The following is a 25905-nucleotide window of genomic DNA, read 5'->3' as shown; positions in this document are numbered from 1 at the left end:
CAGTCTCTCCGGGGTAACGCGCCGTGACGGCTCGACCGCGCGGCTCATGCGTCACCAAGGGAGGAGACGTCTTGCCGAGATCCACACAGGGCCGGGTGCGGTCGTTCGCACTGGTGGGGGCGCTCGTGGCCGGCGTGGGACTGGCCGGGCCGGCCGGCACCGCCGTGGCGGCCGAAGACACCGTCGCCAAACCCGCCGTCGTCGGGGCGACCGCCGCGGTCGCCTGGGGTACCTGTTCGACCGACACCCTCGCCGGCGTGCCCGCGGACCAGGTCAAGTTCTACAGCTGCGCGCGCTACCGCGTGCCGATCGACCACGACAACGCCGCGCTGGGCACCATCGACATCGCGCTGCTCAAGCGCGCCGCCCGCACGCCCGACAAGCGCGTCGGCTCGCTGTTCCTCAACCCCGGCGGCCCTGGCGGCTCGGGCCTGCGGATGCCGATCAGCGGGCAGTACTACTTCCAGCCGCAGGTGCTCGACCGGTTCGACCTCGTCGGGTTCGACCCGCGCGGCGTCGGGCAGAGCAACCCGCTGCGCTGCTTCACCACCCAGGAGGACGCCGACGAGGTCTTCGGCGCCCAGATCCCGGTGCCGCTGACCCGCGCCGAGATCTCCGGCACCCTCGCCAGCTACCGCGACTACGGCCGGTTCTGCAAGAACAACGCGGGATCGCTGCTGAACCACATGTCCACCAAGGACGTCGTGCGCGACCTCGACACGCTGCGCGCGGCGGTCGGCGACCAGAAGCTGACCTACGTCGGCTTCTCCTACGGGACGCTGATCGGCTCGACCTACACGTCGATGTTCCCCAAGCAGTCCCGGGCGATCGTCATCGACGGCAACGTCGACCCGGCGCTGCGCACCAGCGACGGCGTCGAGTACGACCGGGAACGCGCCCAGGGCTTCGAGATCTCGCTCGACGGCTTCCTGAAGCGGTGTGACCAGGCCGGCGCCAAGTGCGCGTTCAGCGACGGCACGCCGCGCGCGAAGTTCGACGAACTGCGCGAGTACCTCCGCAAGCAGCCGATCACCATCCCCGGTGGCGGCACGGTGGACATCAACGCGTTCACCGGCGGCGTCTCGAGCGTCCTGTACTCGCCGTCGGCGTTCCCCGGCCTGGCCGAGGACCTGCAGGCGCTCTACACCGCGATCCACCCGGCGGGCGCGCAGGCGCAGACGCTGCAGGCCAAGCAGCTGAAGGTGCTCACCGGCGGCAAGCAGGGCCTGGCCGACCAGAACCCGGACAGCCCCTACGCCAGCGACGACTCGTACTTCGCCGTCAACTGCTCCGACAAGCCGTTCAAGATCAGGCAGGAGCAGGTGCCGGACATCGCCGCGAAGTGGGAGCGCGAGTCGCCCACCTTCGGCCGCTACCAGGCGTTCGCCGACACGGCGGGCTGCCCGGTGTGGCCGGCGAAGAAGCCGGACGCCTACCGCGGTCCGTGGCGGGCCAAGACCGACGTCCCGGTGGTCGTGGTGAGCAACTACTACGACCCGGCGACGCGGTACCAGTTCGGCCAGCGCATGGCGGCCGAGCTCGGCAACTCGCGGCTGCTGTCGGTCGACGCGTTCGGCCACTGCATCCTCGGCGACGCGCTCGGCGTCGACAAGGCCGTGGCGGACTACCTGACCGACCTCAAGGTGCCGGCGAACGGCCAGGTGTTCCAGCCGAACGTCCAGCCGTTCGAAACCGCTTAGCAGCAAGGAAAACGGGCCGGGGTGACACTGTCGCCCCGGCCCGTTTTCACGTCCCCAGCAAGCGATCCAGCAGGTCCCCGGCGGCCGCTTCCGCTTCGGTGACGGTGCTGGCGTGGTCGTCGGCGCGGGCGACCAGCATCGCGATTTCGTTCATCCCGGCGAGCAGCACGTGCGCGAAGAGGTCGACGCGCGCCGCCGGGATCCGGCCGTCGCGCCGCAGCGCCGCCTTGATCTTGCCGAGCGTGCGTTCCTCGTCGATCTCCCTCCACCGCTGCCAGCCCAGTACCGCCGGCGCGTCGATGAGCATCACCTGCCGCACCACGGGATCGCGGGTGCTCCGGATCCAGGCGAGACACGCGGCGCGCAAGGCCGTCATCGGGTCGGTCATGCCTTCGACGGCTCGCGCGCCCTCCGCGCCGACCCGCTCGTAGACGGTGTCCAAGACCGCCGCGAAGAGCGCGTCCTTGCCGGGGAAGTGGTGGTAGAGCGCGCCGCGGCTCACGTCGGCGGCCCGCAGGACGGCCTCGATCGACGTGCCGTCGTAGCCGTGCTCGGTGAACAGGCCGGTCGCGACCGCGACGAGGTGCTCGCGGGTCGCCTGACCCCGGTCGATCTTCTTGTTCATGCGGGTCGGCTGCCTCCGTCGTTGACAAACCGACTGTCGGTCTGTTGATACTAGACCGTCAGTCGGTTTACTTCTGGAGGGACTCTACCGATGGACCTGCGAACCTGGGAGGACCAGCGCGGACGCGTGTCGGCGGCGTCCGGCGACGTGAGCTACACCGACGTCGGCGAAGGGCCGGTGGCGCTCTTCGTGCACGGCGTCGGCACGAACAACCTGTTGTGGCGCAAGGTGATGACCGAGCTGGCGGGGGAGCGCCGGTGCGTCGCGCCGGACCTGCCGGGGCACGGCGCTTCGCCGGCGACGCCCGAGCAGGACCTCAGCCTGACCGGCCTCGCCCGGCTGCTCGAAGACTTCTGCGAGTCGCTGGAACTCGGTGCGGTCGACCTGGTCGCCAACGACACCGGCGGCGCGGTGGCGCAGGTCTTCGCCGCGCACCACCCCGACCGGGTCCGGACGCTCACCCTGACCAACTGCGACACGCAGGGCAACCTGCCGCCCCAGGCGTTCCGCCCGGTCGTCGAGCTGGCCGAACGCGGGAAGCTCGCGCCGCTGCTGGTCCGGCTCGCCGCGGACCCCGAGCGGGCGCGAGCCGGTGCGCTCGGCGGGGGCTACGAGCACCCCGAACAGCTGTCCGACGAGGTCCTGGCCGCCTTCGTGCGGCCGGTCGGCGCCACGCTCGAGGCGGCGCGGCAGTTCGAGCGCCTGCTGACGTCGGTCCGCGGCGAGGAACTGGACGCGATCGAGCCGCTGCTCAAGGAGTTCCGCGTGCCGACTTTGCTCGTCTGGGGGACCGGCGACCCGAACTTCGGTGTCGAGTGGGCCTACCGGTTCCGCGACGCGGTCCCCGGCGTCGCCGAGGTCGTCGAGGTGTCCGAAGCCAAGCTGTTCTTCCCCGACGAGCGTCCCGAAGACCTCGTCCCGCACCTGCGCCGGCACTGGAGGTAGCGCTACAGTGGGGGAGTTGATCAACCACGAGCGACGGAAGCGAGGTGAGCGGCACATGCCAGCGGACAGTCACGGGACGACCGGGCGTGCGCTCACCGGAGGCTTCCGGGCGGGCTGATCTCGTCCGGTCTCCCCTGTCCGGCAGTGCGCGCACGCCGGAAATGAGCGAGATCATGACCGTCTTCGAAATGCTGCTGCGTGTCGGCACGGGCGTCGGCCTGGGTGCCGTCATCGGGGTCGAGCGCCAGTTTCGCGCCCGGATGGCCGGGCTGCGCACCAACGCCCTGGTCGCGGTCGGCGCGACGCTGTTCGTGCTGCTGTCCGCACACGGCTTCGGCGGCCTGACTACGAGCGGCGACGCCGACCCGACGCGGGTCGCGGCCCAGATCGTCTCGGGCATCGGGTTTCTGGGCGCCGGCGTCATCATGCGTGACGGCCTGAACGTCCGCGGCCTCAACACCGCGGCGACGCTGTGGTGCTCGGCCGCGGTCGGCGCGCTGGCCGGGGCCGGGCTGTACGCGGTCGCGGCGGCCGGGACCGCCGTCGTCGTCGGCGTGAACGTCGTGCTGCGGCCGCTGGGCCGGGTCGTCGACCGCCGGCCGGAGGCGGGCGACGAGACGCCGACGAGGTACGCGTTCCAGGCCGTCACGCGCGACGCGACCGAGGCGCACGTGCGGGCGCTGCTCGTGCAGTCGCTGACCCGCACGGACTTCCGGCTGCTGTCGGTGCTGAGCACCGATCGCGAGGACCGCACGGTCGAGGTCCGCGCCGAGCTGGTCGGCGACCAGCGCGACGACGCCCAGATGGAAGCGGCTGTCTCGCGGCTTTCACTGGAGCCGTCGGTGTCCAGCGTGCGCTGGGAAGCCGTGCCCGCTTAACCGAGGAACTCCTCGAGCAGCTCGCCGAACCGGGCGGGCTGCTCGGCGTTGACCTGGTGGCCCGCGCCGTCGATCACGACCTGGCGCGCGTTCGGTGCCTCGCGGGCGATCAGGTCCGCGACGGCGTGGATGTCGGTGGTGTCCAGGGAACCCGTGACGACCAGGATCCGCGCCCGGAGCTCGGCGGTCCGCGTGATCGCGTGCAGTTCCGCGCCGGTGCCGAAGCTGCGGTGGCCTTTTCGCGCGTTGTCGATCAGCATGGCCGCGTAACGCGCCCGGACGTCCGGGTCGACCTGGTCCGGCATCCGGTGTGGGCCGTCGACGAGCATGCGAAGCACGCACTTGAGGGCCAGCGCGTTGTCCTGCGCGGCGATCGCCTCGGCGAACAACCGCCATTGCTCCAGGGTGAACGGGTCGCGTTCGACCATGCCGCTGATACCCGGTGAGCTCAGCAGCAGCCCGTCGACGCGGTCCGAGTGCAGCAGCGCGAAGTCGATCGCCGTACGGCTGCCCATCGAACAGCCCACCAGCACCGCGCGGTCGATCGTGAGGGCGTCGAGCAGCCGCCGGAGGTCTTCGTGGTGGGAGAACCCGGGTAGCTGCTCCGACGATTCGCCGTGGCCGCGGGCGTCGTAGCGGACGACCCGGTGGTCCGCGGCGAACCGGGCGACCTGCTCGTCCCAGGCCGCGCTGTGGAAGGCACCCGGGTGCAGGAACACCACCGGCCGGCCGTGGCCGCGGACTTCGCAGGACAGCCTGCCGTCACCGAGCTCGAGAAAGTCCCCCATGGCACGACGGTACCGAAAACGAAGGCCTCCCCGCCGCGAGCGACGGGGAGGCCTTTCGGGCAGGAGCCTTACGCCTGCGTCATCTTCCGCAGCACGTACTGCAGGATGCCGCCGTTGCGGTAGTAGTCCGCCTCACCCGGGGTGTCGATGCGGACGTCCGCCTCGAACTCCACCTTGGTGCCGTCCGCCTTGGTGGCGGTGACGTGCACCGTGCGCGGGGTCTCGCCGTCGTTCAGCTTGGTGATGCCCGAGATGTCGAACGTCTCGGTGCCGTCCAGGCCGAGCGACGAGGCCGACTCGCCCTGCGGGAACTGCAGCGGGATGACGCCCATGCCGATCAGGTTCGACCGGTGGATGCGCTCGAACGACTCGGTGATGACCGCGCGCACGCCCAGCAGCGAGGTGCCCTTGGCCGCCCAGTCGCGCGACGAACCGGAGCCGTACTCCTTGCCGCCCAGCACGACCAGCGGGGTGCCGGCCGCCGCGTAGTTCTGGGCCGCGTCGTAGATGAACGCCTGCGGGGCGCCCTCCTGCGTGAAGTCGCGGGTGTAGCCGCCCTGCACGTCGTCGAGGAGCTGGTTGCGCAGCCGGATGTTCGCGAACGTGCCGCGGATCATCACCTCGTGGTTGCCGCGCCGCGAGCCGTAGGAGTTGAAGTCCTTCTTCTCCACGCCGTGCTCGGTCAGGTACTGCGCGGCCGGGGTGCCCGGCTTGATCGCGCCGGCGGGGGAGATGTGGTCGGTGGTGACCGAGTCGCCCAGCTTCGCCAGCACGCGCGCGCCGGTGATGTCGGTGACCGCTGCCGGCTCCGGCGTCATGCCCTCGAAGTACGGGGGCTTCCGCACGTAGGTGGACTCGGCGTCCCACTCGAAGGTCTTGCCCTCCGGGGTGGGCAGCGACTTCCAGCGCTCGCCGCCGTCGAAGACGTCGGCGTAGTCCTTGGTGAACATCTCCTGCGTGATCGCGTAGTCGATGGTCTCCTGGATCTCCTGCGCCGTCGGCCAGATGTCTTTGAGGAAGACGTCGTTGCCGTCGGTGTCCTGGCCCAGGGGCTGGTTCGCGAAGTCGAAGTCCATCGTGCCGGCCAGCGCGTAGGCGATGACCAGCGGCGGCGACGCGAGGTAGTTCATCTTCACGTCGGGGTTGATCCGGCCTTCGAAGTTCCGGTTGCCCGAGAGCACCGAGACCGCGGTGAGGTCGTTCTCCTGGATGGCCGCGGAGATCTCGTCCGAGAGCGGGCCGGAGTTGCCGATGCACGTGGTGCAGCCGTAGCCGACCAGGTGGTAGCCCAGCTTCTCCAGGTACGGCCACAGGTTGGCCTTGGTGTAGTAGTCGGTGACGACCTGCGAGCCCGGCGCCATCGACGTCTTGACCCACGGCTTGACCGCGAGGCCCTTGTCCACGGCGTTGCGCGCGAGCAGCGCGGCGCCGAGCATGACCGACGGGTTCGAGGTGTTGGTGCACGAGGTGATCGAGGCGATCACCACGGCGCCGTGGTCGAGGACGAACTCGCCGCGGTCCGGCGTGGAGACCTTGACCGGCTTGCTCGGACGGCCCGACGCGCCGTTCGCGGCGGAGGAGGTGACCGGCGCGGCGTCGTCCTCGGCGAACGACAGCGACGGGGAGTCGCTGGCCGGGAAGGACTCCTCGGAGGCCTCGTCCATCTTGGTGTGCGGGGTGACGTCCTCGCCGTCCACGTAGTCGTGGATCGACTTGCGGAACGACGACTTCGCGTCCGACAGCTCGATGCGGTCCTGCGGGCGCTTCGGGCCGGCGATCGACGGGACGACCGTCGAGAGGTCCAGCTCGAGGTACTCGGAATAGGAGGCCTCGCGCGACGGGTCGTGCCAGAGGCCCTGCTCCTTGGCGTACGCCTCGACCAGCGCGACCTGCTCGGCCGAGCGGCCGGTCAGCTTGAGGTAGCGGACGGTCTCCTCGTCGATCGGGAAGATCGCCGCGGTGGAGCCGAACTCGGGGCTCATGTTGCCGATGGTGGCGCGGTTGGCCAGCGGCACCGCGGACACGCTCTCGCCGTAGAACTCGACGAACTTGCCGACCACGCCGTGGCGGCGCAGCATCTCGGTGATCGTGAGCACGACGTCGGTGGCGGTGACGCCGGCCGGGATCTCGCCGGTCAGCTTGAAGCCGACGACGCGCGGGATCAGCATCGACACCGGCTGGCCCAGCATGGCGGCCTCGGCCTCGATGCCGCCGACGCCCCAGCCCAGCACGCCCAGGCCGTTGACCATGGTGGTGTGCGAGTCGGTGCCGACGCAGGAGTCGGGGTAGGCCTGCCCGTTGCGGGCCATCACCGTGCGGGCGAGGTGCTCGATGTTGACCTGGTGCACGATGCCGGTGCCCGGCGGGACGACCTTGAACTCGTCGAAGGCGCCCTGGCCCCAGCGCAGGAACTGGTAGCGCTCGCGGTTGCGCTCGTACTCGATCTCGACGTTGCGCTCGAAGGCGTCGGGGCGGCCGAAGACGTCGATGATGACCGAGTGGTCGATGACCAGCTCGGCCGGCGCGAGCGGGTTGACCTTGTCGGGGTCGCCGCCGAGGTCGGTGACCGCCTCGCGCATGGTGGCGAGGTCGACGACGCACGGCACGCCGGTGAAGTCCTGCATGATCACGCGGGCGGGCGTGAACTGGATCTCGATCGACGGGTCGGCGTTCGGGTCCCACGAGCCGAGCGCGGTGATGTGGTCGGCGGTGATGTTCGCGCCGTCCTCGGTGCGCAGCAGGTTCTCGAGCAGGATCTTCAGGCTGTAGGGCAGCCGCTCGGCGCCCTCGACCTTGTTCAGGCGGAACACCTCGTACGAGGCGTCGCCGACCTTCAGCGTGTCTTTGGCGCCGAAGCTGTCCTTGCTGGCAGGTGCGGTCACGTCTAACTCCAGTGGCGTGGACTTCCGCGCCGGTGCGGCGGTCGAGTCCCGGGTCAGTTCGGTCGGGTTCGGTGGTGGCGAGTCTTGCGCACCCCCACCGTAGGACCGGATTCGGGATGCCACACCTCGCGGTGCCTCAAACAGTACGCGTGTCCTGTTTACCGGACAAGACGACACGCGGTGTGGGCTGCGCCATCCGCGCCGAGGGTCCCTCAATAAGGGGAATTGGTGCCTACGGTGTGTAAGTTTCCGGTGATGCTTGTGATAGTGGTGTGACTGCAGTGACGCGCGATGTGCGCAGGTGAGCGGAGGTGGGCGGTCGTGGCGGGACGGCGTGGGGGTCCGGAGGTGCCGCGGGCCCGCCGTGGACTCACCGTGAGCGCGCTCACGCTGGTGATCTTGTTCGGCGCCGGCGGCACGGGCCTCGCGGCGCCCCCGCCGCCGCCCAACCCCAGCGACTCCGACCTCAGCTCGAGCAAGGCCGACGCCAACGCGAAGGCCGGCGAGGTCGGCCGGCTGACCAACCAGCTGGCCCAGGCCGAGCAGAAGCTGTCGCAGCTGCAGGACGACGTCGAGCTCAAGCAGGAAGAGGCCAACAAGGCCCTGGTCGACCTGCAGTCCGCGCAGGACGCGGCGGCGCAGGCGGAGAACGACGCCAAGGCCGCCCGCACCGAGGCGGACGCGGCGGCCGCGGCGATCGAGAAGGCCCGCAACGACCTCAAGACGTTCGCCGCCGCGAGCTTCCAGCAGGGCAGCACGGTCGGCTCGCTCTCGGCGTACCTCAGCGCCGACAGCCCCAAGGACATGCTGGCCCGCGCGCAGCTGCTCGACGCCGTCGGCGGCGACCGGCTCAACGCCCTCGACCGGCTCCAGCAGGCGCAGACCGAGAAGTCGAACAAGGACGCCGCGGCCCGCAAGGCCGCCGAGATCGCCCAGCAGAAGCAGGACGCCGCGCGCCAGGCGAAGACCAGCGCGGACTCCGCGCAGGCCAGGGCGATCAGCGCGCAGGACAGCCAGGCCACGCAGAACACGCAGCTCGAGAAGAACAAGTCCGACGTCGAGCAGCAGCTCTACGCGGCCCAGGCCAAGGTCAACGGCCTGCAGGGCCAGCGGCAGCGCTACCAGGACTGGCTCGCCGAGAAGCAGCGTGAGGACGACGAACGCGCCCGCCAGGCCGCGCTGGGCTCGTCCGGTGGTGGCGGCGGCCGGCCAGCGAGCAAGCCGGCGTCGGGCCCGGCCGGCTCGTCGATCGAGGCGGTCATCGCGCGGGCGCTGTCGAAGATCGGCCTGCCGTACGCGTGGGGCGGCGGCAACGCGAGCGGCCCGACCCGCGGCATCCGCGACGGCGGCGTCGCCGACCGCTACGGCGACTACAACAAGATCGGCTTCGACTGCTCCGGCCTGATGATCTACGCCTTCGCCGGGGTGATTTCGCTGCCGCACTACAGCGGCTACCAGTACACGTCCGGGCGGCAGGTCCCGCTGTCGCAGATGCGCCGCGGCGACATGCTGTTCTACGGCGGCCCGGGCGGCATCCACCACGTCGCGCTCTACCTCGGCGGCGGCCAGATGGTCGAAGCGCCGCAGTCCGGCCTGCGGGTCCGGGTCGCGCCGGTGCGCTACGGCGGGATCATGCCGTACGCGACCCGCCTGATCGGCTGAAACTCGCTCGACGGCGGTGGCGTCCCGCCGACAGGATCGGGCACGTGGACGACGAACTGAACGCGCTGCGGCGATCGCGGATGCGCTGGAACACACCCCTGTCCGAGGCGCACGCTTCGCTGCTGCTCGACCGGATGGCCTTGAGCGACGGACACCTCGTCGACCTCGGCTGCGGCTGGGGCGAGCTGCTGCTGCGGGCTGTCGAGCGGGCGCCGGGCCTGCGGGCGACGGGCGTCGACACCGACGCGACCGGCCTCGAGCGCGGGCGGGCGGCGGCCGCGGAGCGCGGACTGGCGGTGGAGTTCACCGAGGCGGACGCCGCGAGCTGGGACGTTCCCGTCGAGCGGGCCTTCTGCATCGGCGCCGCCCACATCTTCGGCTCCACCAAGGCGGCGCTGGAGGGGCTCGCCCGGGTGGTGCGGGCGGGCGGGCGGCTGCTCTACGGCGACGGCTTCTGGTCGGCCCAGCCGGACCCGGCGGCGGTGGAGATCTTCGGCCCGGACACGCTGACGCTGCCGGAGCTGGTCGAGGCCGCCGGTGCCGCCGGCTGGCGCGTGCTGCACCTCAGCACCGCCGACCAGCTCGAGTGGGACGACTTCGAGTCGACCTCGCGCGCGGGCTGGGCGGAGTGGCTGGCGGCGCACCCGGCCGACCCGCGGGCGGAGGAGGTGCGGGAGTGGCTCGACCGGCGGCTGCGCGAGTACGTCCGGGACTACCGGGGCGTGCTGGGCCTCGCGTACCTCGTGCTGACCCGCTGACGGCCGGGCTCGCCCGGTTGTCCGGCACGGCGGTCGGGTCCGGCGCGGGCTCACCTGCTCGACGCTGAGCCGGCTCGTTGCGGCGGCAGGCGTCCATCCGCACGGACTCGATGCCGATACCCGGGCGCGGGCTTCACCTTCCGCGTCCCGGGCCGCTAGCCTCGCCGGATGCGCTACGCGGGGATCGTGGTGGCCGGGGGTTCGGCCCGCAGGCTGTCCGGTGTGGACAAGCCGGCGCTGTCGGTGGGTGGCAAGCCCTTGCTGGCCCGTGCGATCCACGCCCTCTCCGGCGCCGAACGCGTGATCGCCGTCGGGCCGCGGCGGCCCGGTTTCGACGTCGTGTGGACGCGCGAACCGGTGCCCGGCACCGGGCCCGTCGCGGCGCTGGCCGCCGGCCTCGCGTTCGTCCCGGACGACGTCGAGGCGGTCGTCGTGCTGGCCGCCGACCTGCCGGGCGTCCGGCGGTCCACAGTGGACCGCCTGGTCGCCGCGCTCGGCGGCGGCGACGGCGCGGTCCTCGTCGACGCCACCGGGTCCCGGCAGTGGCTGCTGGGCGCCTGGCGGGCCGCGGCGCTGCGGGCCGCGTTGCCCGAGCGGGTGGAGAACGCGGCGCTGCGGCGGGTGCTGGGGGGACTCAGCGTCACCGAGGTCCAGGCGGAGCGGGGCGAAGCGGACGACATCGACACCCCCGAGGACCTCGAGCGCCACCGCTGACCCCGGGAACCGGATCAGCTTCACAGATGTCACACCGGGGGAGGTGTTGGCTACACACGGGCGAACCCGTGCGTCCGCGTGCCGGACGGACGGACGACCGGGGGACGCAGTACGGTCGCACCGCGTGATCACCGTCGCGGGGGCGGCGCACGAACTTTCGAGGAGGCAGAGTGACCGAGCCCGGCTACGCCGAGGGCGGGAACGGCCAGCAGGCGACACCGGCGCGGGACGCCCAGTTGCTGGAGCGGACCGTGTTCGAGGTCAAGCGGATCATCGTCGGCCAGGACCGCCTGGTCGAGCGGATGCTGGTCGGCCTGCTGGCCAAGGGCCACCTGCTGCTCGAAGGCGTGCCCGGCGTGGCGAAGACCCTCGCCGTCGAGACGTTCGCCCGGGTCGTCGGCGGCTCGTTCTCGCGCGTCCAGTTCACGCCGGACCTGGTGCCCGCCGACATCCTCGGCACCCGCATCTACCGCCAGGGCGCCGAGCGGTTCGACGTCGAGCTCGGCCCGGTCGTGGCGAACTTCGTGCTCGCCGACGAGATCAACCGCGCGCCCGCCAAGGTCCAGTCGGCGATGCTCGAGGTGATGGCCGAGCGGCACGTGTCGATCGGCGGGCAGACGTTCCCGATGCCCGACCCGTTCCTCGTGCTGGCCACCCAGAACCCGATCGAGAACGAGGGCGTGTACCCGCTGCCCGAGGCGCAGCGCGACCGCTTCCTGTTCAAGATCGTCGTCGAGTACCCCTCCGCCGAGGAGGAGCGCGAGATCATCTACCGGATGGGCGTCGCCCCGCCCACCCCGCACGAGGTGCTCAGCCCGGCCGAGCTGGTCCGGCTGCAGGGCGTCGCGTCGCAGGTGTTCGTGCACCACGCGCTGGTCGACTACGTCGTGCGGCTGGTGCTGACCACCCGGACGCCGAACGAGCACGGCCTCGCCGACGTCGCCGGCTGGGTGTCCTACGGCGCTTCGCCGCGTGCGAGCCTCGGCATCATCGCCGCCGCCCGCGCGCTGGCGCTGGTCCGCGGCCGCGACTACGTGCTGCCGCAGGACGTCGTCGACGTCGTGCCGGACGTGCTGCGCCACCGGCTCGTGCTGTCCTACGACGCGCTGGCCGACGGCGTGCCCATCGACCACATCATCACGCGCGTGCTGCAGACCGTGCCGCTGCCGCAGGTCTCGGCCCGGCCGCAGGGCGGGGCCGGCCAGGGCGGCCCGGTCCCGGCGGGCGCGCCGGTCAGGTAACCCGGCGATGGCGAAGAACGAGAAGGGCGAACGCCCTTCGTGGGCGCCCCCGGTGCTGCGGGGCGACCGGCTGGAAGCCGGGCTCCGGACGCTGGAGCTCGATGTCCGCCGCAGGCTCGACGGGCTGCTGCAGGGCAACCACCTCGGCCTCGTGCCGGGGCCGGGGTCCGAGCCCGGCGAGGCCCGCCCGTACCAGCCCGGCGACGACGTCCGCCGGATGGACTGGGCGGTCACCGCCCGCACCACGACCCCGCACATCCGCGAGACCGTGGCCGACCGCGAGCTGGAGACGTGGGTGGTCGCCGACCTGTCGGCGAGCCTCGACTTCGGAACGGCGTTGTGCGAGAAGCGCGACCTGGTGGTCTGCGCGGTCGCGGCGGTCGCGCACCTGACCGGGGGCGGCGGCAACCGGATCGGCGCGCTGGTCTCCACCGGCGCCGAGATGACCCGCATCCCGGCGCGCGGTGGCCTCGCGCACGCCCGCAGCATCGTGCGGAAGCTGGCCGAGACGCCCCGGGCGGCCGAAGGCACCCGCGGCGACTTCGCGCAGGCCCTCGAGGCGTTGCGCCGGCCGCCGCGGCGGCGTGGCCTGGCCGTGGTGATCTCCGACTTCCTGGGCGACACGTCCTGGGAGCGGCCGCTGCGGGCGCTGGGCGGGCGGCACGAACTGATCGCGATCGAAGTCCTCGACCCGCGCGACGTCGACCTGCCCGAGGTGGGCACCGTCGTGCTGGCCGACCCGGAGACAGGGAAGCAGCGCGAAGTGCATGCGTCGGCCTTGCTGCGCAAGGAGTTCGGGGCCGCGGCCCACGCCCACCGGCAGCAGGTGGCGGCCGGCCTGCGGCGCGCGGGCGCGGCCCACCTGACGCTGCGCACCGACGCCGACTGGATCGCCGACATGGTGCGGTTCGTCGTCGCCCGCAAGCGTCGCTGGTCGGGGGGTGTGGCGTGAGTTTGACGGGTTTCGCCGCGCCGTGGTGGTTCCTGCTGCTGCTCGCCGTCGCGGCGGTCGCGATCGGGTACGTCCTGGCGCAGCGCGCGCGGCGGAAGCGGACCATGCGGTTCGCCAACCTGGCGCTGCTGGAGAAGGTCGCGCCGAAGAGCCAGGGCTGGGTGCGGCACCTGCCGGCGGTGCTGATCGTGCTGTCGCTGCTGATCCTCACCGTGGCGCTGGCCGGCCCGACCGCCGAGCAGAAGGTGCCGCGCAACCGGGCGACCGTGATGCTGGTGATCGACGTGTCGCTGTCGATGGAGGCCACCGACGTCGCGCCGACGCGGCTGAAGGCGGCCCAGGACGCGGCGACGCAGTTCGCGCGGAACATGACCCCCGGGATCAACCTGGGCCTGATCTCGTTCGCGGGCACGGCGACGGTGCTGGTCAACCCGACCACCGACCGCAACGGCGTGATCAAGGCGATCGAGAACCTCAAGCTGGCCCAGTCGACGGCGACCGGCGAAGGCATCTTCGCGGCCCTGCAGTCGGTGGAGAGCTTCTCCAGCGTCGTGGGTGGCGCGGACGGGCCCCCGCCGGCCCGGATCGTGCTGATGTCCGACGGAAAGCAGACGGTGCCGGAAGACCTGTACGCGGCGCGAGGCGGCTACACGGCGGCGCAGGCGGCGAAGCAGGCCGGGGTGCCGATCTCGTCGATCTCGTTCGGCACGACGCACGGCTCGGTCGACATCGACGGCAAGGCCCAGCCGGTGAGCGTGGACGACGAGTCCCTGCGCGAGATCGCGAGGCTGTCGGGCGGCGAGTTCTACAAGGCGGCCAGCGCCGAGGAGCTGAAGAAGGTCTACGCGGACCTGGGGGAGCAGATCGGCTACGAGCTGAAGGACGCCGACGCGAGCAAGCCGTGGGTGGTCGTGGGGACGCTGTTCCTCATGCTCGGCGCGGCGGCGAGCTTGTTCTTCGGGCAGAGACTGCCGTGACTCAGGCTCGGCGGACGCCGTAGAGGCTTCCGCCGAGCAGGGTCACCCCGGAGAGCACGCCGCTGACGAACGGCACCCACGCGGCGGCGGTCCCCAGCAGAGCGAGACCGACCACACCGAGCACCGTCAGAACCACGCCGACCACGAGGATCGAGCGGGTCTTCCACGCCGACGCCAGCGCGACGAAGTGGAGGCCGACGATGGTGGCGATCCACGCGACGTTCGCCTGCACCGGCGCGTCGAGCAGGCTCAGCACGAAGAACCCGGCGATCAGCAGGACGACTTCGCCGATGACGATCACCCGGTAGCTGGGGCCGAACATCGGCCGGTCCTCCAGCGTGGGCCGACCGCCGGCGCGGACGCCGAGGACCACCACGGCCGCGAGCGCGAGCACGGCGAGGGCGCGCAGCACCCAGCCGATCGCCGCGGGGAGCGGGTCGCCGGAGTTGACCAGGACGAACACGGTGCCGAACGCGGCGCCGATGAGCGCCCCCAGGAACTGCTGTCGCATCCGGCGAACCTACCGGACGGTGATCACGCGCCCGCGAAGCCGTTCTGCCGCCAGGCTTCGTAAACCGTGATGGCCGCCGTGTTGGCGACGTTCAGCGAGCGGCTCGTCGGCAGCATCGGCAGCCGCACGCGGTCGGTCACCTCCGGCGCCTCCTGCACCGATGCCGGCAGCCCCACCGATTCCGGTCCGAACATCAGCACGTCTCCCGGTCCGTACGCGACATCCGTGTACAGCCGGGTCGCCGACGCGCTGAACGCGTAGACCTTGGCCGGCAGCAACACTTCCCAAGCCGCGGCCAGCGACGCGTGGACGTGCACGCGGGCCAGGTCGTGGTAGTCGAGCCCGGCGCGGCGCAGCTGCTTGTCCTCCAGCGTGAACCCGAGCGGCTCGACCAGGTGCAGCTCGCAGCCGGTGTTCGCGGCGAGCCGGATCGCGTTGCCCGTGTTCGGCGGGATTTCCGGCTGGTAGAAGAGAACGCGGAACACGGGCTCAGTCCTCGAGCAGGGCCGCGTAGGCCTTGCGGACCGCGTCCGGCGGCGCTTGCGGGCGCAGCGTCTCCGGGTCGATGAACACGTACCGGAGGGTCGCCGCCGCGATCAGGGTCTCGACGCGGTGGATCTCGAAGTCGAAGATCAGCGACGTCGTGCCGAGGTGGGTCAGGTACTGCGAGACCACGAGTTCGTCGTCGTACCGGGCCGGCGCGCGGAACTTCAGGTTGGCCTCCGCCACGACGACGTCCGTGCGGTGGGCCAGGAACTCCTCGTGCGAACCGAAGAGCGCCTTCTCCGCCTCGAAGGAGCACATGTCCACATAGGCCAGGTAGTGGGCGTTGAAGACGATGCCCTGGCCGTCGCACTCGTGGTAGCGCACGCGCAGCGGCATCTCGACGACTCTGCGGCGGGGTTCGGTCACCGGCCCAATCTAGCGCTCAGCCGTGCAGCGCCCGGTACGCGGCCGCCGCGCCCGGCTGCAGCGGCACCGGCTGCGTGCCGATGAGCGTCCGCACGTCGAGGAACTGCGTCCCGACGGCTTCGGCGGGCACCAGGTCGGTCGCCCGCTCGACGAGCAGCCGGACGACCGCCGCGGCGACGTCGTCGGGCAGGGCGGGGGAGCAGACCAGCAGGTTCGCGACGCCGATCGTGCCCAGCGCGCCGACCCCGCGGTACGCGCCGTCGGGCACCTGGACCTGGTCGTACACCGGCCCGTACGCGGCGCGCAGCGCGGGCACGACCGCGTCCAGGGGCAGCAGGGCGATCGGGGTCGTGCGGGTGAGGTCGGCGAGCTTCGGCGTCGGCACGCCGCCGGACCACAGCATCGCGTCGATCCGGCGGCCGGCCAGCGCGCGGACGGCGTCGTCGAAGAGCAGGTGCCGGGCGTCGACCGTGACCCCGGCCTTCGCGAAGAGGCGCTCGCCGAGCTGGGCCGCGCCGGAGCCGCCCGCGCCGAGCGACACCGGGCGGCCGGTCAGGTCGGCGAGCCGGCGCACCGGCCCGTCCGCGCGCACCACGAGCTGCAGGTAGTTCTCGTAGACGCGGCCGAGCGCGAGCAGCGGCACCTTCCCGGCGAACGGCGCGCCGCCGGTCAACGCCGTCTGGGCGACGTCGGCCAGCACGAGCCCGAGGTCGGCCTGCCCGCGGCGCACGAGGTCGACGTTGGCGACGCTCGCCTCGGTCGGCACGGCGGTGGCGTGCAGCTTCGGCTCGGCGCGGCTCAACTGGGCGGCGAGCAGTTCGGCGAAGGCGAGGTAGAAACCACCGCGCTCGCCGGCCGCGATGGTGACCGTCCGTTCGGGACCGCCGTAGCCGGACGTCGAGCAGCCGGCCAGCGCCAGTCCGAGGCCGCCGAGCACGGCGGTGCGCCGCGTGATCGTCATGGCGCCTCCGCCAACGGCAGCGTGACGCGGACTTCGAGCCCGCGCGGGAGTGCTTGGCGCAGTTCGAGGACGCCGCCGCGGGTGCGCACCTGCTGGTGCGCGATGGCCAGGCCGAGCCCGGTACCGCGCGGCGCGCCTTCGCCGCCGGCGCGCCAGAACCGCTCGGTCGCCCGCGCCCGGTCCTCAGTGGACAGTCCGGGTCCGTCGTCGGCGACGACGAGCGTCGCCGTGTCCGCGCCGGCTTCCCAGCCGGTCGTGATCTTCGCGCCGCGCCCGGCGTAGTGGACGGCGTTGTCCAGCAGCACATCGAGGATCTGCGCGAGTTCGCCTTCGGGGCAGCGCACGGTGACCGGCTCGTCGTGCCCCGGCGGCGGGAGGAGCGTCGCACCGGCGTCTTCGGCGGCCGGGCGCCAGGCGTCGACGCGCTCGGCGAGCACCGACGCGAGGTCGCACGACTCGTCGGCACCTCCGGCGGCGACCCGCGTCGCCGTGCTCTCGGCCAGCGCGAGGGCCAGCAGCCCGTCGAGGAGCTTCTCCAGGCGTTCGACTTCGGCGACGGTCGCCCGGTACGTCGTGTCGTCGCCCTCGACCCGCCCGGCGAGCGAGTCGACGCGCAGCCGCAGCGCAGCCATGGGGTTGCGCAGCTGGTGGGAGGCGTCGGCGACCAGCCGGTGTTGCTGCTCGGCCGCTTCGAGCACGGCCTCCGACATGCGGTTGACCTCGCCGGCCAGCACCCGCAGCTCCCGCGGCCCGGCGCGCTCCGGGACGTGCGCGCGGTGCCCGGCGGCGACCGCCAGGACGCCGGTCTCCAGCTCGTGCAGCGGCCGGACCATCCACCGGGCCAGCACGACGGCGAGGAGCACGAACACCACCGCGACGAGCAGCGCGCCGGCGCCGATGGTGCCCCAGCGGGTCGCGACGTCCGCGGCCGCCGTCGTCACCGACGCCCGCAGCACGACCACGCCGGACACGCGGGTGCCGGTGCCGACCGGCCGCGCGAAGTACGCGGGCCCGGCCGACCACGGGCCGAGCCGGCCGACCTGCGGCGCCGGTTGGTTGCGCATGGTCGCTTCCACCAGCGCGTGCACCGCCGGGTCGGCCGCGGTCAGCCCGCCGGCTTGGACCAGCGGATCGCGGCGCGCGTCGACGATGACGACGCCTTCGCCGTACAGCTCGGCGTAGCGGGCCGCGTCGGCCACGAGCGCCGCCGGGTCGCGCGTGTCGACGGCTTGCTGAGCCAGCACGACGAACCGGTCGACGTCGGCGGTGCGGGAGATGACCAGCTGCTGGGTGCGCTGTTCGGCAGTCGATGCCAGCAGCGGCACGGCGAACGCGGCGACCACGGCGAGCGCGAGGGCGACCAGCACGACCAGCAGCCGGGTGCGCACGGGGTCAGTCCCGGCCGAGCCGGTAGCCGAAGCCGCGGATCGTCGTGAGCAGGCCCGGCCGGTCCAGCTTCGCGCGCAACCCGGTCAGGTGGACGTCGAGCGAACGCGAGACGGCGAGGTAGGCGTCGCCCCAGACCTCGTCCATCAGCTGCTGGCGGCTGACCGCGGTGCCGGGGCGGACCGCGAGCACGGCCAGGATCTCGAACTCCTTGGTGGTGAGCCCGATGTCGTGCCCGGCGACGAGCACCCGGCGGGCACCGAGGTCGATCTCGACGTCTTCGATCCGCACGACGTCCCCGGCGGGAGCGTCACGGGCCACCGCGCGGCGCACCACGGCGTCCATCCGGGCCAGCAGTTCGGCCAGCCGGACGGGCTTGGTGAGGTAGTCGTCCGCGCCGAGGCGCAGGCCGCGGACCACCGAGCGTTCGTCGCCGCGCGCGGTCAGCACGATGACCGGGACCGTCGACACCGCGCGGATCTTGCGGAGCACGTCCAGGCCGTCGAGGTCGGGGAGCCCGAGGTCGAGCAGGACCAGGTCGGCGTCGCGGTGGCGGTGGAGGGCGTCCGCCCCGCGGCCGACGCTGGTGACGGGATGACCGCGCGCGTGCAGCGACTCGGCGAGCGCGCCGGCGACACCCGCGTCGTCTTCGACGAGGAGCACGCGCACGGCCATCCCCTTGTCAGCGTTCTTCCAGCTCCGAGGTCTTGGAGGTCTCCCGCATTGTGCCGTAGACGATCAGGGAAACGAGGACGCAGCCGGCGACGTACCAGAAGAAGACCGACTCGTGGCCGGCGCTCTTCAGCGCCTGCGCGATGAGCTCCGCGGTGCCGCCGAAGATCGCGACGGTGAGCGCGTAGGGCAGGCCGACGCCGATGGCGCGGATCTTCGTCGGGAACAGCTCGGCCTTCACGATCGCGTTGATCGACGTGTAACCCGCCACGACCACGAGCCCGGCCAGGACGAGCAGGAACGCGCCGACCGGGTTCCGGGTCGAGCCCATCACGGTCATGATCGGGACGGTGAGCAAGGTGCCCGCGATGCCGAAGAACAGCAGCAGCGGGCGGCGGCCGATCCGGTCGGACAGCTTGCCCGCCAGCGGCTGCAGGATCGCCGCGAGGAGGATCGCCGAGAACAGGATGATCGTGACCGTCCGCCGCGGGATGTGCGCGGTGTTCTCGAGGAACTTCTGGCTGTAGGTGGCGAAGGTGTAGAACGCCACCGTGCCGCCGAGCGTCAGCCCCACGACGAGCGCGATCTCCTTGGGGTACTTGGCGAGCGCGCGCAGAGTGCCGCGTTCGCCGGTCGTCTTGGCCTCGTCCGCTTCGCGGGTGTAGCTCTCGGACTCGTCCATCCCGCGGCGCAGCCACATGACGCTGAGCGCGGCCACCGTGCCGACGCCGAATGCGATCCGCCAGCCCCACGCCGTCAGCTGCTGTTCGGTGAGCAGGCCCTGCAGGATCAGCTGGAGGCCCAGCGCCAGCAGCTGGCCGCCGTAGAGCGTCACGTACTGGAAACTCGAGTAGAAGCCGCGCTTGCCGGGAGTGGCCACTTCGGACAGGTAGGTCGCCGAGGTGGAGTACTCGCCGCCGACGGACAGACCCTGGATGAGCCGGGCGACGAGCAGCAGGATCGGAGCCGCCAGGCCGATCGTGCCGTAGCTCGGCGTGACGGCGATGAGCAGTGAGCCACCGGCCATCAGCGTGACCGAAAGCACCAGGGCGCTGCGGCGGCCGAAGCGGTCGGCGAACCGGCCGAGCATCCAGCCGCCGAGCGGGCGCATGAGGAACCCGACCGCGAACACCGCGGCCGTGCCGAGGAAGGCCGCCGTCGTGTCGGTCGTCGGGAAGAAGGACTTGGCGAAGTACGTGGTGAACGCCGCGTAGGCGTACCAGTCGTACCACTCGACCAGATTGCCGATGGAGCCGCGCAGCACGTTGCCGATCACGCGCTTTTCGCTCACGGTCCCCGCGGTCGCGGAGCTGATCCGGGTTGTCATCGTCGACCTCCTGTGTTGCGACTCACGGTGACCAACCAGCGGGTAACCAGCAAGGTCGGGAGGCAGTTCCTAACACCCGCTTAGGGCGGTCGCGGGCACCGCCGGGCGCGGGTGCGCGGCCCGGCGGAGCTGCCGATAACCTCGTGCCCGGCATCAGCGCACGTCGACGAAGAGGGAGAACACCGTGGGACGGTCGGTTCTGGTCACCGGGGGCAACCGGGGCATCGGTCTGGCGATCGCCCGGGACCTGGCGGAGCAGGGTCACCGGGTCGCCGTCACGCACCGTGGCTCGGGCGCGCCCGAAGGTCTCTTCGGGGTCCAAGCGGACGTCACCGACACCGAGCAGGTCGACGCGGCGTTCAAGCTCGTCGAGGAGCACCAGGGCCCGGTCGAGGTGCTGGTGTCCAACGCCGGGCTGACCGACGACACGCTGCTGATGCGGATGAGCGACGAGCAGTTCGAGCGCGTCATCAACGCGAACCTCACCGGTGCCTTCCGCGTCGCGAAGCGGGCTTCGCGCGGCATGCTGCGCGGCAAGTGGGGCCGGTTCGTCTTCATCTCCTCGGTGGTCGGCCTCTCCGGCTCGGCGGGCCAGGCCAACTACGCCGCGTCGAAGGCCGGCCTGGTCGGCTTCGCGCGTTCGCTGGCGCGCGAGCTCGGCTCCCGCAACATCACCTCGAACGTCATCGCCCCCGGCTTCGTGCACACCGACATGACCGACGAGCTGCCCGAGGCGCGCAAGAAGGAGATCCTCGCGCAGGTGCCTTCCGGCCGGTACGCCGAGCCGTCGGAGATCGCCGCCGCGGTCCGCTACCTGGCCTCCGAGGAAGCCGGCTACGTCAACGGCGCGGTGCTGCCGGTCGACGGCGGCCTCGGCATCGGTCACTGACGCTTTTCGTTCCCGTTCACCGAACCAAGACCTGGAGGACCCGTGCCCGGACTGCTCGAAGGCAAGCGCCTGCTGATCACCGGCATCATCACCGACGCTTCGCTCGCCTTCCACGCGGCCAAGATCGCGCAGCAGGAGGGTGCGAAGGTGGTGCTGACCGGCTTCGGCCGCATGTCGCTCGTCGAGCGCATCGCGAAGCGGCTGCCCGAAGAGGCGCCCGTGATCGAACTGGACGTCACCAACCAGGAGCACCTCGACGGCCTCGCCGACAAGGTCCGCGAGCACGTCGACGGCCTCGACGGCGTGCTGCACTCGATCGGCTTCGCCCCGCAGACCTGCCTCGGCGCGCCGTTCCTCGACGCGCCCGCCGAGGACGTCAAGACCGCGATCGAGATCTCGACGTACTCGTACATGTCGCTGGCGAAGGCGTGCCTGCCGCTGATGGGGCGCGGCGCGTCGTACGTCGGCATGGACTTCGACGCGCGGGTCGCGTGGCCGGTCTACAACTGGATGGGCGTCGCGAAGGCCGGGCTCGAGTCGGTCAACCGGTACCTGGCCAAGGAGCTGGGGCCGCAGGGCATCCGCGTCAACCTGGTCAGCGCGGGCCCGATGAAGACGATGGCGGCCAAGTCCATCCCGGGCTTCGTCGACCTGGAGGACGGCTGGGGCGAGCGCGCGCCGCTCGGCTGGGACAGCACCGACCCGGACCCGGTGGCGAAGAGCGTCTGCGCGGTCCTATCGGACTGGCTCCCGGCCACGACCGGTTCGATGATCATGGTCGACGGCGGGGTCCACTTCCTCGGCATCTGAGCCTCACACGAGCACCGGTTCGCGGTCGTCGCTCCGCTGGACGGCGACCGCGACCGTGAGCGCGACCAGCGTCGCCGCGCCGAGGGCGATGCCGGTCCAGGCCACGCTCGGGAATCCGAGCCCGGCGTCGATCGCGACGCCGCCCAGCCACGGGCCGATCGTGTTGCCGACGTTGAACGCCGAGGTGGTGCTGGCGCCGACGAGCGTCGGCGCGTCCCCGGCGGCCTGGTAGGCGCGCAGGTTCAGGGCCGGGTTGGCGCCGAACGCGGCCGCGCCGAAGGCGAGCACGGCCGCGACGGCGACGAGCGCGTCGGTGGTGAGGGCGAGCACGAGCAACGCGGTCAGCGCGAGGGCGAGGCAGCCGTAGAGCGTCGCGAACGGCCGCCGGTCGGCCAGCCGGCCGCCGACGCTGATCCCGATCAGCGCACCGACGCCGAACAGCGCCAGCACCCCCGGCACCCACTCGCCGGGCAGGCCGTCGGTCTCGGTCAGCAACGGCGCCAGGTAGCTGAACGCGGCGAAGATCATGGCCTGGCACAAGGCGATCACGCCGAGCGCGAGCCAGACCCGTCCGCGACGGTAGAGCCGCAGCTCACCGCGGACGCTCACCGCGCCACCGGTGGTCTCCGGCACCAGCAGCGCCACGCCGGCCGCCGCGAGCAGCGTCACCGCCGCCACCGCCCAGAAAGCCGTCCGCCAGCCCGCGTGCTGGCCGAGGAACGTGCCGGCCGGCACGCCGGCGATGTTCGCGACGGTCAGGCCGCTGACCAGCACCGCCATCGCACGCCCGCGCCGCTCGACGGGCACAAGCGCGATCGTGGTCGCCAGGGCGACGGCCCAGAACCCGGCGCAGGCGAGGGCGGCGACGACCCGCGTCGCGAAGAGGAGGGCGTACCCCTCGGCGAGGGCGCCGACGACGTGCGCCCCGAAGAAGACCGCGAGCAGCGCGAGGAGCGTCCGGCGGCGGGGGAGGCGCAGGGTGCCGATCGCCAGCAGCGGCGCCCCGACGACCATGCCGATCGCGAACGCGGAGATCAGCAGGCCCGCGTCGGGAATGCTCACGGTGAGGTCGGCGGCCATCCCGGGGAGCAGGCCGGTGATCATGAACTCGGACGTGCCCAGCGCGAACACGCTGAGCCCGAGGACGAAGACGGCCAGGGGCATGGGGTCCCTCCCAATTCTGTATCGTTCAGTTCAAAACCAGGGCGTGCATAGTCCGGGATGTGCGGCGCTCAGCGTGTGATGGCGGCCAGGGCGAGGTCCGCGACCGCGTGCATGCTCTCGCGGCTGGTGCCCCGGCGGGCCATCACGCGCAGGCCCGAGGTGGTGCTGAGCAGGAACTCCGCCACGTCGGCGGGGTCGAGGCCGTCCCGGAGGCTGCCGTCGAGCACGCCTTCGCGGACGCACTCGGCGAACATCACCAGGTTCCGGTCGGTGTCGTCCCGCAGTGCCGCGCCCACTTCGTCGTCGGGCAGGCCGAGTTCGGCCAGGGTGTTGACCACGAGACAGCCGCGGCGGCGCTCGTCGACGTCGTCTTCGATGGCCTGGTCGAGGACCGCGGCGAGCCGCTCGGCCGCGGTGCCGGGGCCGTCGAGGAGTGCTTGCCGCTTGCCGAGCTGGGTGGTCGTGTAGTGGGCGAGCGAACGCTGGAAGAGCGTTCGCTTGCTGGTGAAGGTGTTGTAGACGCTGCTGCGGCCGAGTCCGGTGGCCTCGCACAGGTCCTGCGTGGACGTCGCTTCGTAGCCGTGTTCCCAGAAGGCGTGCATCGCCTTCTCGACAGCGGCGGTTTCGTCGAACTCGCGTGGCCTGGCCATGGGTGGGAGCTTAGCAGAGTTTTGGACTGAGCGATTCACAACGGGCCCGCGTCAGCGTGCGGGCCGCCACATCGGCAAGATGACGGGGTGGGATACGACGCGTTGCTGTGGCTTTCGTTCGGCGGTCCGGAAGGGCCTGACGACGTCATGCCGTTCCTCGAGAACGTCACCAAGGGCCGGGGCGTGCCGCGGGAGCGGCTGCTCGAAGTCGCGGAGCACTACCAGCACTTCGGCGGGGTGTCGCCGATCAACCGGCTGAACCGCGACGCGATGGCGGCGGTCGAGAAGCAGCTCGCGGCGGCCGGCATCGACCTGCCGGTGCACTTCGGCAACCGCAACTGGCACCCGATGGTCGAGGACACCCTTTCCGAGCTGACGTCGTCCGGCGCCTCGCGGGTGCTGGTGTTCCCCACGAGCGCGTACGGCGGCTACTCGGCGTGCCGCCAGTACGACGAAGACATCGAGCGCGCCCGTGCGGCGGTCGGCTCCGAGGCACCCGAACTGGTGAAAATCCGCCAGTTCTTCGACCACCCGCTGTTCGTGTCGGCGGTGGCGGACGGCGTCCGCGCGGCGCACGCGTCACTGGGCGACGAGCCGGGCATCCGCACGGTGTTCACGGCGCACTCGGTCCCGTCGAGCGCGGACCGCGCGTCAGGCCCGCCGTCCGAGGGCGGCCACCGCTACTCGCGCCAGATCGCGGAGGCCGCGCGGCTCGTGGCGGCCGAAGCGGGGATTCCGGAGTACGACGTCGTGTGGCAGTCGCGCTCGGGGCCGCCGCAGGTGCCGTGGCTGGAGCCGGACATCGTCGACCACATCGACGCGCTGCACGAGTCGGGCGTCCCCGGCGTGGTCGTCTCGCCGATCGGGTTCGTATCGGACCACCTCGAGGTGATCTGGGACCTGGACAACGAGGCAGCCGAGCGAGCGGCCGAGCACGGCATGAAGTTCGCCCGCGCGGCGACTGCGGGGTCCGACCCGAGGTTCGCGGAGCTGGTGGTGGAGCTGGTGCGCGAGCACACGCACGGGGTGGAGCCGCGGAAGCTGTCGACGTTCCCGATGGCTGGGTGCACGGTGAATGGTGCGCCGTGCGCGGTGGGGTGTTGCGAGCCGGCCAAGCGTCAGGCTCGCTGACGGCGGTAACCCCGCGTACGGGGTCTTCCGCTCGGCACGTCCGGTGCCGGATCCTGGAGTCGGGTGACGCTGCCACCCGGTTGCGGCTGCAGAACGAATTCCGGACGACACCTGGCGTCAGCTTCAGATCAGCCGCGGCCGGCTGCGGCACAGCCTGGATTCGGCGGTGGCGCAGCTGCAGCTCGGCACCCGGACGCAGGTGAACGAGCAGCTCAGCAGGTCGATCGGGCAGCTCGGCCACGACCGGGCCGGAGTCCGGGTCGGCGCGATCTTCGCGCTGGAGCAGATAGCTCGCACTTCGGTCGCCGGGCGGGGCGGTCGAACTCCAGAGTGCCGACCTGAGGGCCTGCTACCTCGGGCACGCTGAATTACGTGGGGCGTTCCTCGGCCGGGCCATGCTCGCCGGTTCGGACCTGACCGGCGCTGACCTCCGCGGTGCCGACCTGTCGAACCCGGACCTCACCGGGGCGACGCTGGACGGTGCACGGGTCGACGACGCCGACCGTCTGGCCCGATGGCTGCGCCCGGCTCGCTGACAACCTCAGCCCTCGCGGGCCGTGGATTCCGCGAACACCCGCACCGCCTCGTTGACCGCCGCGCACCGGGCCGTTCGCACCGCTTCCGACAACGGCCGCAAAGCCTGGGCTCGCAACGTCGATGCCGACGCCGAAATCGCTCCACCCGGGTCATCCGACGACGCGATCGCCAAGATCGCCGCGATCTCCTCCGCCCGCTGCAACACCCGCAACGCCCGCCCCGGCGTGCCCGCCGGCCAGTCCACGTCAGGCCGCGACCGCAAGTGCGCCGACAGCTCCGCCCGCACCCCCGGCCGGTCGGAAGCCACGTCCAGCGCCTGCAGCGCCCCCGCGCTGTTGCGGATCGCGTCCGTCAACCCGTGCTCGGCTTCGGCCAGACCCACGTACTCCGGCGGCGTCGGCGAAATCGAGTACACCGTCCACCGGACGAGCCCCTCGGCGATCGGCTCCGGCACCAGCCCGAACCCGAGGTCCGCGAGCACCACCGCGTCACCCGCGCGCAGCGCCGCTTCGGTGAACGGACCGCCGCCGCCGAGGCCGCGGACGTCGCCCGGGACCGGGAGGACCAGGCGCATGCTTTTCGCTCCCTGCGAACGCAACGCCATCAGGAGCTGGACCGGGGTGGCCGCGCGGTTGAACGCCAGCGGCAGCGCGAACGCCTCCGCCGCGGTGGCGTCGGCGGCGACCACGTCGTGGGCCTCACCCCACGCGAGCAGGGCATCGAGGACATCGTCGGATGCGGCGGCTCCGTTGAGCCACGCTGAGGACCAGACGGCGAAAGTCGCACTGGGACGGCACACGACGCCCTATTTTACCGGTCCGCGCCGCACCGGC

At 71.9% G+C, this 25905-nt stretch carries 26 protein-coding genes; 13 read left to right on the top strand and 13 right to left on the bottom strand.

Going from position 1 to position 25905, the window contains the following annotated elements:
- Positions 1 to 95: 95 nt before the first annotated feature.
- A complete protein-coding gene (locus tag ACIRSS_RS45920) occupies positions 96 to 1700 on the top strand; it encodes an alpha/beta hydrolase (protein ID WP_400907820.1) in 1605 nt (534 codons plus the stop codon).
- Positions 1701 to 1746: 46 nt separating this feature from the next.
- Here the strand turns inward: ACIRSS_RS45920 and ACIRSS_RS45915 are convergent, their stop codons facing one another.
- Complete coding sequence (locus tag ACIRSS_RS45915) at positions 1747 to 2325, bottom strand: TetR/AcrR family transcriptional regulator (RefSeq protein WP_400907475.1); 579 nt, start codon at positions 2323 to 2325, stop codon at positions 1747 to 1749.
- 90 nt (positions 2326 to 2415) lie between these two features.
- On the opposite strand from ACIRSS_RS45915, the gene ACIRSS_RS45910 reads away from it, so the two are divergent.
- Both ACIRSS_RS45910 and ACIRSS_RS45905 read left to right on the top strand, forming a co-directional pair.
- A complete protein-coding gene (locus ACIRSS_RS45910) occupies positions 2416 to 3270 on the top strand; it encodes an alpha/beta fold hydrolase (RefSeq protein ID WP_400907472.1) in 855 nt (284 codons plus the stop codon).
- Between the two features lie 173 nt (positions 3271 to 3443).
- A complete protein-coding gene (locus ACIRSS_RS45905) occupies positions 3444 to 4148 on the top strand; it encodes an MgtC/SapB family protein (RefSeq protein WP_400907471.1) in 705 nt (234 codons plus the stop codon).
- On the opposite strand, the gene ACIRSS_RS45900 is transcribed toward ACIRSS_RS45905, so the two are convergent.
- Complete coding sequence (locus tag ACIRSS_RS45900; RefSeq protein ID WP_400907468.1) at positions 4145 to 4936, bottom strand: alpha/beta fold hydrolase; 792 nt, start codon at positions 4934 to 4936, stop codon at positions 4145 to 4147. The genes ACIRSS_RS45905 and ACIRSS_RS45900 overlap by 4 nt on opposite strands.
- Positions 4937 to 5004: 68 nt before the next feature.
- Positions 5005 to 7818: an aconitate hydratase gene (locus tag ACIRSS_RS45895; RefSeq protein WP_400907466.1), complete on the bottom strand. Its 2814-nt coding sequence runs from the start codon at positions 7816 to 7818 to the stop codon at positions 5005 to 5007.
- A 348-nt stretch (positions 7819 to 8166) separates the two neighbouring features.
- Here ACIRSS_RS45895 and ACIRSS_RS45890 point away from each other — a divergent pair, with 348 nt between their 5' ends.
- The 6 genes from ACIRSS_RS45890 (at position 8167) to ACIRSS_RS45865 (ending at position 14122) form a co-directional block, all read left to right on the top strand.
- Entirely contained in the window at positions 8167 to 9480 is a 1314-nt protein-coding gene (locus ACIRSS_RS45890) for an NlpC/P60 family protein (RefSeq protein WP_400907818.1), read from the top strand.
- Between the two features lie 44 nt (positions 9481 to 9524).
- Positions 9525 to 10238 carry an SAM-dependent methyltransferase gene (locus tag ACIRSS_RS45885; protein WP_400907464.1) on the top strand — a complete coding sequence of 238 codons (714 nt, stop codon included), beginning with the start codon at positions 9525 to 9527 and terminating at the stop codon, positions 10236 to 10238.
- Between the two features lie 168 nt (positions 10239 to 10406).
- Positions 10407 to 10952: a molybdenum cofactor guanylyltransferase gene (locus tag ACIRSS_RS45880; RefSeq protein ID WP_400907462.1), complete on the top strand. Its 546-nt coding sequence runs from the start codon at positions 10407 to 10409 to the stop codon at positions 10950 to 10952.
- A 170-nt stretch (positions 10953 to 11122) separates the two neighbouring features.
- Positions 11123 to 12193, top strand: coding sequence for an AAA family ATPase (locus ACIRSS_RS45875; RefSeq protein WP_400907460.1), 1071 nt, complete (start codon positions 11123 to 11125; stop codon positions 12191 to 12193).
- Between the two features lie 7 nt (positions 12194 to 12200).
- Complete coding sequence (locus tag ACIRSS_RS45870; RefSeq protein ID WP_400907457.1) at positions 12201 to 13145, top strand: DUF58 domain-containing protein; 945 nt, start codon at positions 12201 to 12203, stop codon at positions 13143 to 13145.
- The gene (locus tag ACIRSS_RS45865) at positions 13142 to 14122 is read left to right on the top strand and encodes a VWA domain-containing protein (RefSeq protein WP_400907454.1); all 981 of its coding nucleotides are present in this window, start codon (positions 13142 to 13144) and stop codon (positions 14120 to 14122) included. Before ACIRSS_RS45870 ends, ACIRSS_RS45865 begins: the two co-directional genes overlap by 4 nt.
- Position 14123: 1 nt before the next feature.
- Here ACIRSS_RS45865 and ACIRSS_RS45860 read toward each other — a convergent pair whose 3' ends face one another.
- The 7 genes from ACIRSS_RS45860 to ACIRSS_RS45830 are packed head-to-tail and all read right to left on the bottom strand — an operon-like array spanning position 14124 to position 19891.
- Positions 14124 to 14633, bottom strand: a complete 510-nt coding sequence (locus tag ACIRSS_RS45860; protein WP_400907452.1) for a hypothetical protein — start codon at positions 14631 to 14633, stop codon at positions 14124 to 14126.
- 23 nt (positions 14634 to 14656) lie between these two features.
- Positions 14657 to 15118 carry a tRNA (cytidine(34)-2'-O)-methyltransferase gene (locus tag ACIRSS_RS45855; protein WP_364457063.1) on the bottom strand — a complete coding sequence of 154 codons (462 nt, stop codon included), beginning with the start codon at positions 15116 to 15118 and terminating at the stop codon, positions 14657 to 14659.
- 4 nt (positions 15119 to 15122) lie between these two features.
- A complete protein-coding gene (locus tag ACIRSS_RS45850; protein WP_400907449.1) occupies positions 15123 to 15545 on the bottom strand; it encodes an acyl-CoA thioesterase in 423 nt (140 codons plus the stop codon).
- A 16-nt stretch (positions 15546 to 15561) separates the two neighbouring features.
- Positions 15562 to 16506, bottom strand: a complete 945-nt coding sequence (locus tag ACIRSS_RS45845; protein ID WP_400907446.1) for a TAXI family TRAP transporter solute-binding subunit — start codon at positions 16504 to 16506, stop codon at positions 15562 to 15564.
- Positions 16503 to 17894 (bottom strand): sensor histidine kinase, encoded by a 1392-nt coding sequence (locus tag ACIRSS_RS45840; protein WP_400907443.1) that lies wholly within the window; start codon positions 17892 to 17894, stop codon positions 16503 to 16505. The genes ACIRSS_RS45845 and ACIRSS_RS45840 overlap by 4 nt, the downstream gene beginning before the upstream one ends.
- 4 nt (positions 17895 to 17898) lie before the next feature.
- Complete coding sequence (locus ACIRSS_RS45835; protein WP_400907440.1) at positions 17899 to 18567, bottom strand: response regulator transcription factor; 669 nt, start codon at positions 18565 to 18567, stop codon at positions 17899 to 17901.
- 7 nt (positions 18568 to 18574) lie between these two features.
- Positions 18575 to 19891 carry an MFS transporter gene (locus ACIRSS_RS45830; protein ID WP_400907437.1) on the bottom strand — a complete coding sequence of 439 codons (1317 nt, stop codon included), beginning with the start codon at positions 19889 to 19891 and terminating at the stop codon, positions 18575 to 18577.
- A gap of 184 nt (positions 19892 to 20075) precedes the next feature.
- On the opposite strand from ACIRSS_RS45830, the gene fabG reads away from it, so the two are divergent.
- A complete protein-coding gene (gene fabG / locus ACIRSS_RS45825; RefSeq protein WP_400907434.1) occupies positions 20076 to 20780 on the top strand; it encodes a 3-oxoacyl-ACP reductase FabG in 705 nt (234 codons plus the stop codon).
- Between the two features lie 42 nt (positions 20781 to 20822).
- Positions 20823 to 21590, top strand: a complete 768-nt coding sequence (gene fabI / locus ACIRSS_RS45820; protein WP_013226770.1) for an enoyl-ACP reductase FabI — start codon at positions 20823 to 20825, stop codon at positions 21588 to 21590.
- Between the two features lie 3 nt (positions 21591 to 21593).
- Here fabI and ACIRSS_RS45815 read toward each other — a convergent pair whose 3' ends face one another.
- Positions 21594 to 22754: a Cmx/CmrA family chloramphenicol efflux MFS transporter gene (locus ACIRSS_RS45815; RefSeq protein WP_400907429.1), complete on the bottom strand. Its 1161-nt coding sequence runs from the start codon at positions 22752 to 22754 to the stop codon at positions 21594 to 21596.
- A 68-nt stretch (positions 22755 to 22822) separates the two neighbouring features.
- Positions 22823 to 23404 (bottom strand): TetR/AcrR family transcriptional regulator, encoded by a 582-nt coding sequence (locus ACIRSS_RS45810; protein ID WP_400907427.1) that lies wholly within the window; start codon positions 23402 to 23404, stop codon positions 22823 to 22825.
- Positions 23405 to 23491: 87 nt separating this feature from the next.
- Between ACIRSS_RS45810 and ACIRSS_RS45805 the strand changes: the two genes are divergently transcribed.
- Both ACIRSS_RS45805 and ACIRSS_RS45800 read left to right on the top strand, forming a co-directional pair.
- On the top strand, positions 23492 to 24535 hold the full coding sequence (locus ACIRSS_RS45805) for a ferrochelatase (RefSeq protein ID WP_400907424.1): 1044 nt from the start codon (positions 23492 to 23494) through the stop codon (positions 24533 to 24535).
- A gap of 338 nt (positions 24536 to 24873) precedes the next feature.
- Complete coding sequence (locus ACIRSS_RS45800; protein WP_400907816.1) at positions 24874 to 25071, top strand: pentapeptide repeat-containing protein; 198 nt, start codon at positions 24874 to 24876, stop codon at positions 25069 to 25071.
- Positions 25072 to 25076: 5 nt separating this feature from the next.
- On the opposite strand, the gene ACIRSS_RS45795 is transcribed toward ACIRSS_RS45800, so the two are convergent.
- The gene (locus tag ACIRSS_RS45795) at positions 25077 to 25871 is read right to left on the bottom strand and encodes a hypothetical protein (protein WP_400907421.1); all 795 of its coding nucleotides are present in this window, start codon (positions 25869 to 25871) and stop codon (positions 25077 to 25079) included.
- Positions 25872 to 25905 lie beyond the last annotated feature (34 nt).

Source organism: Amycolatopsis sp. NPDC101161 (assembly GCF_044768185.1).
In the GTDB taxonomy this organism is placed as follows: Bacteria; Actinomycetota; Actinomycetes; order Mycobacteriales; family Pseudonocardiaceae; genus Amycolatopsis.
Note: the sequence above shows the minus strand (reverse complement) of the source record. Positions and strands in the feature narration are given on the sequence as shown.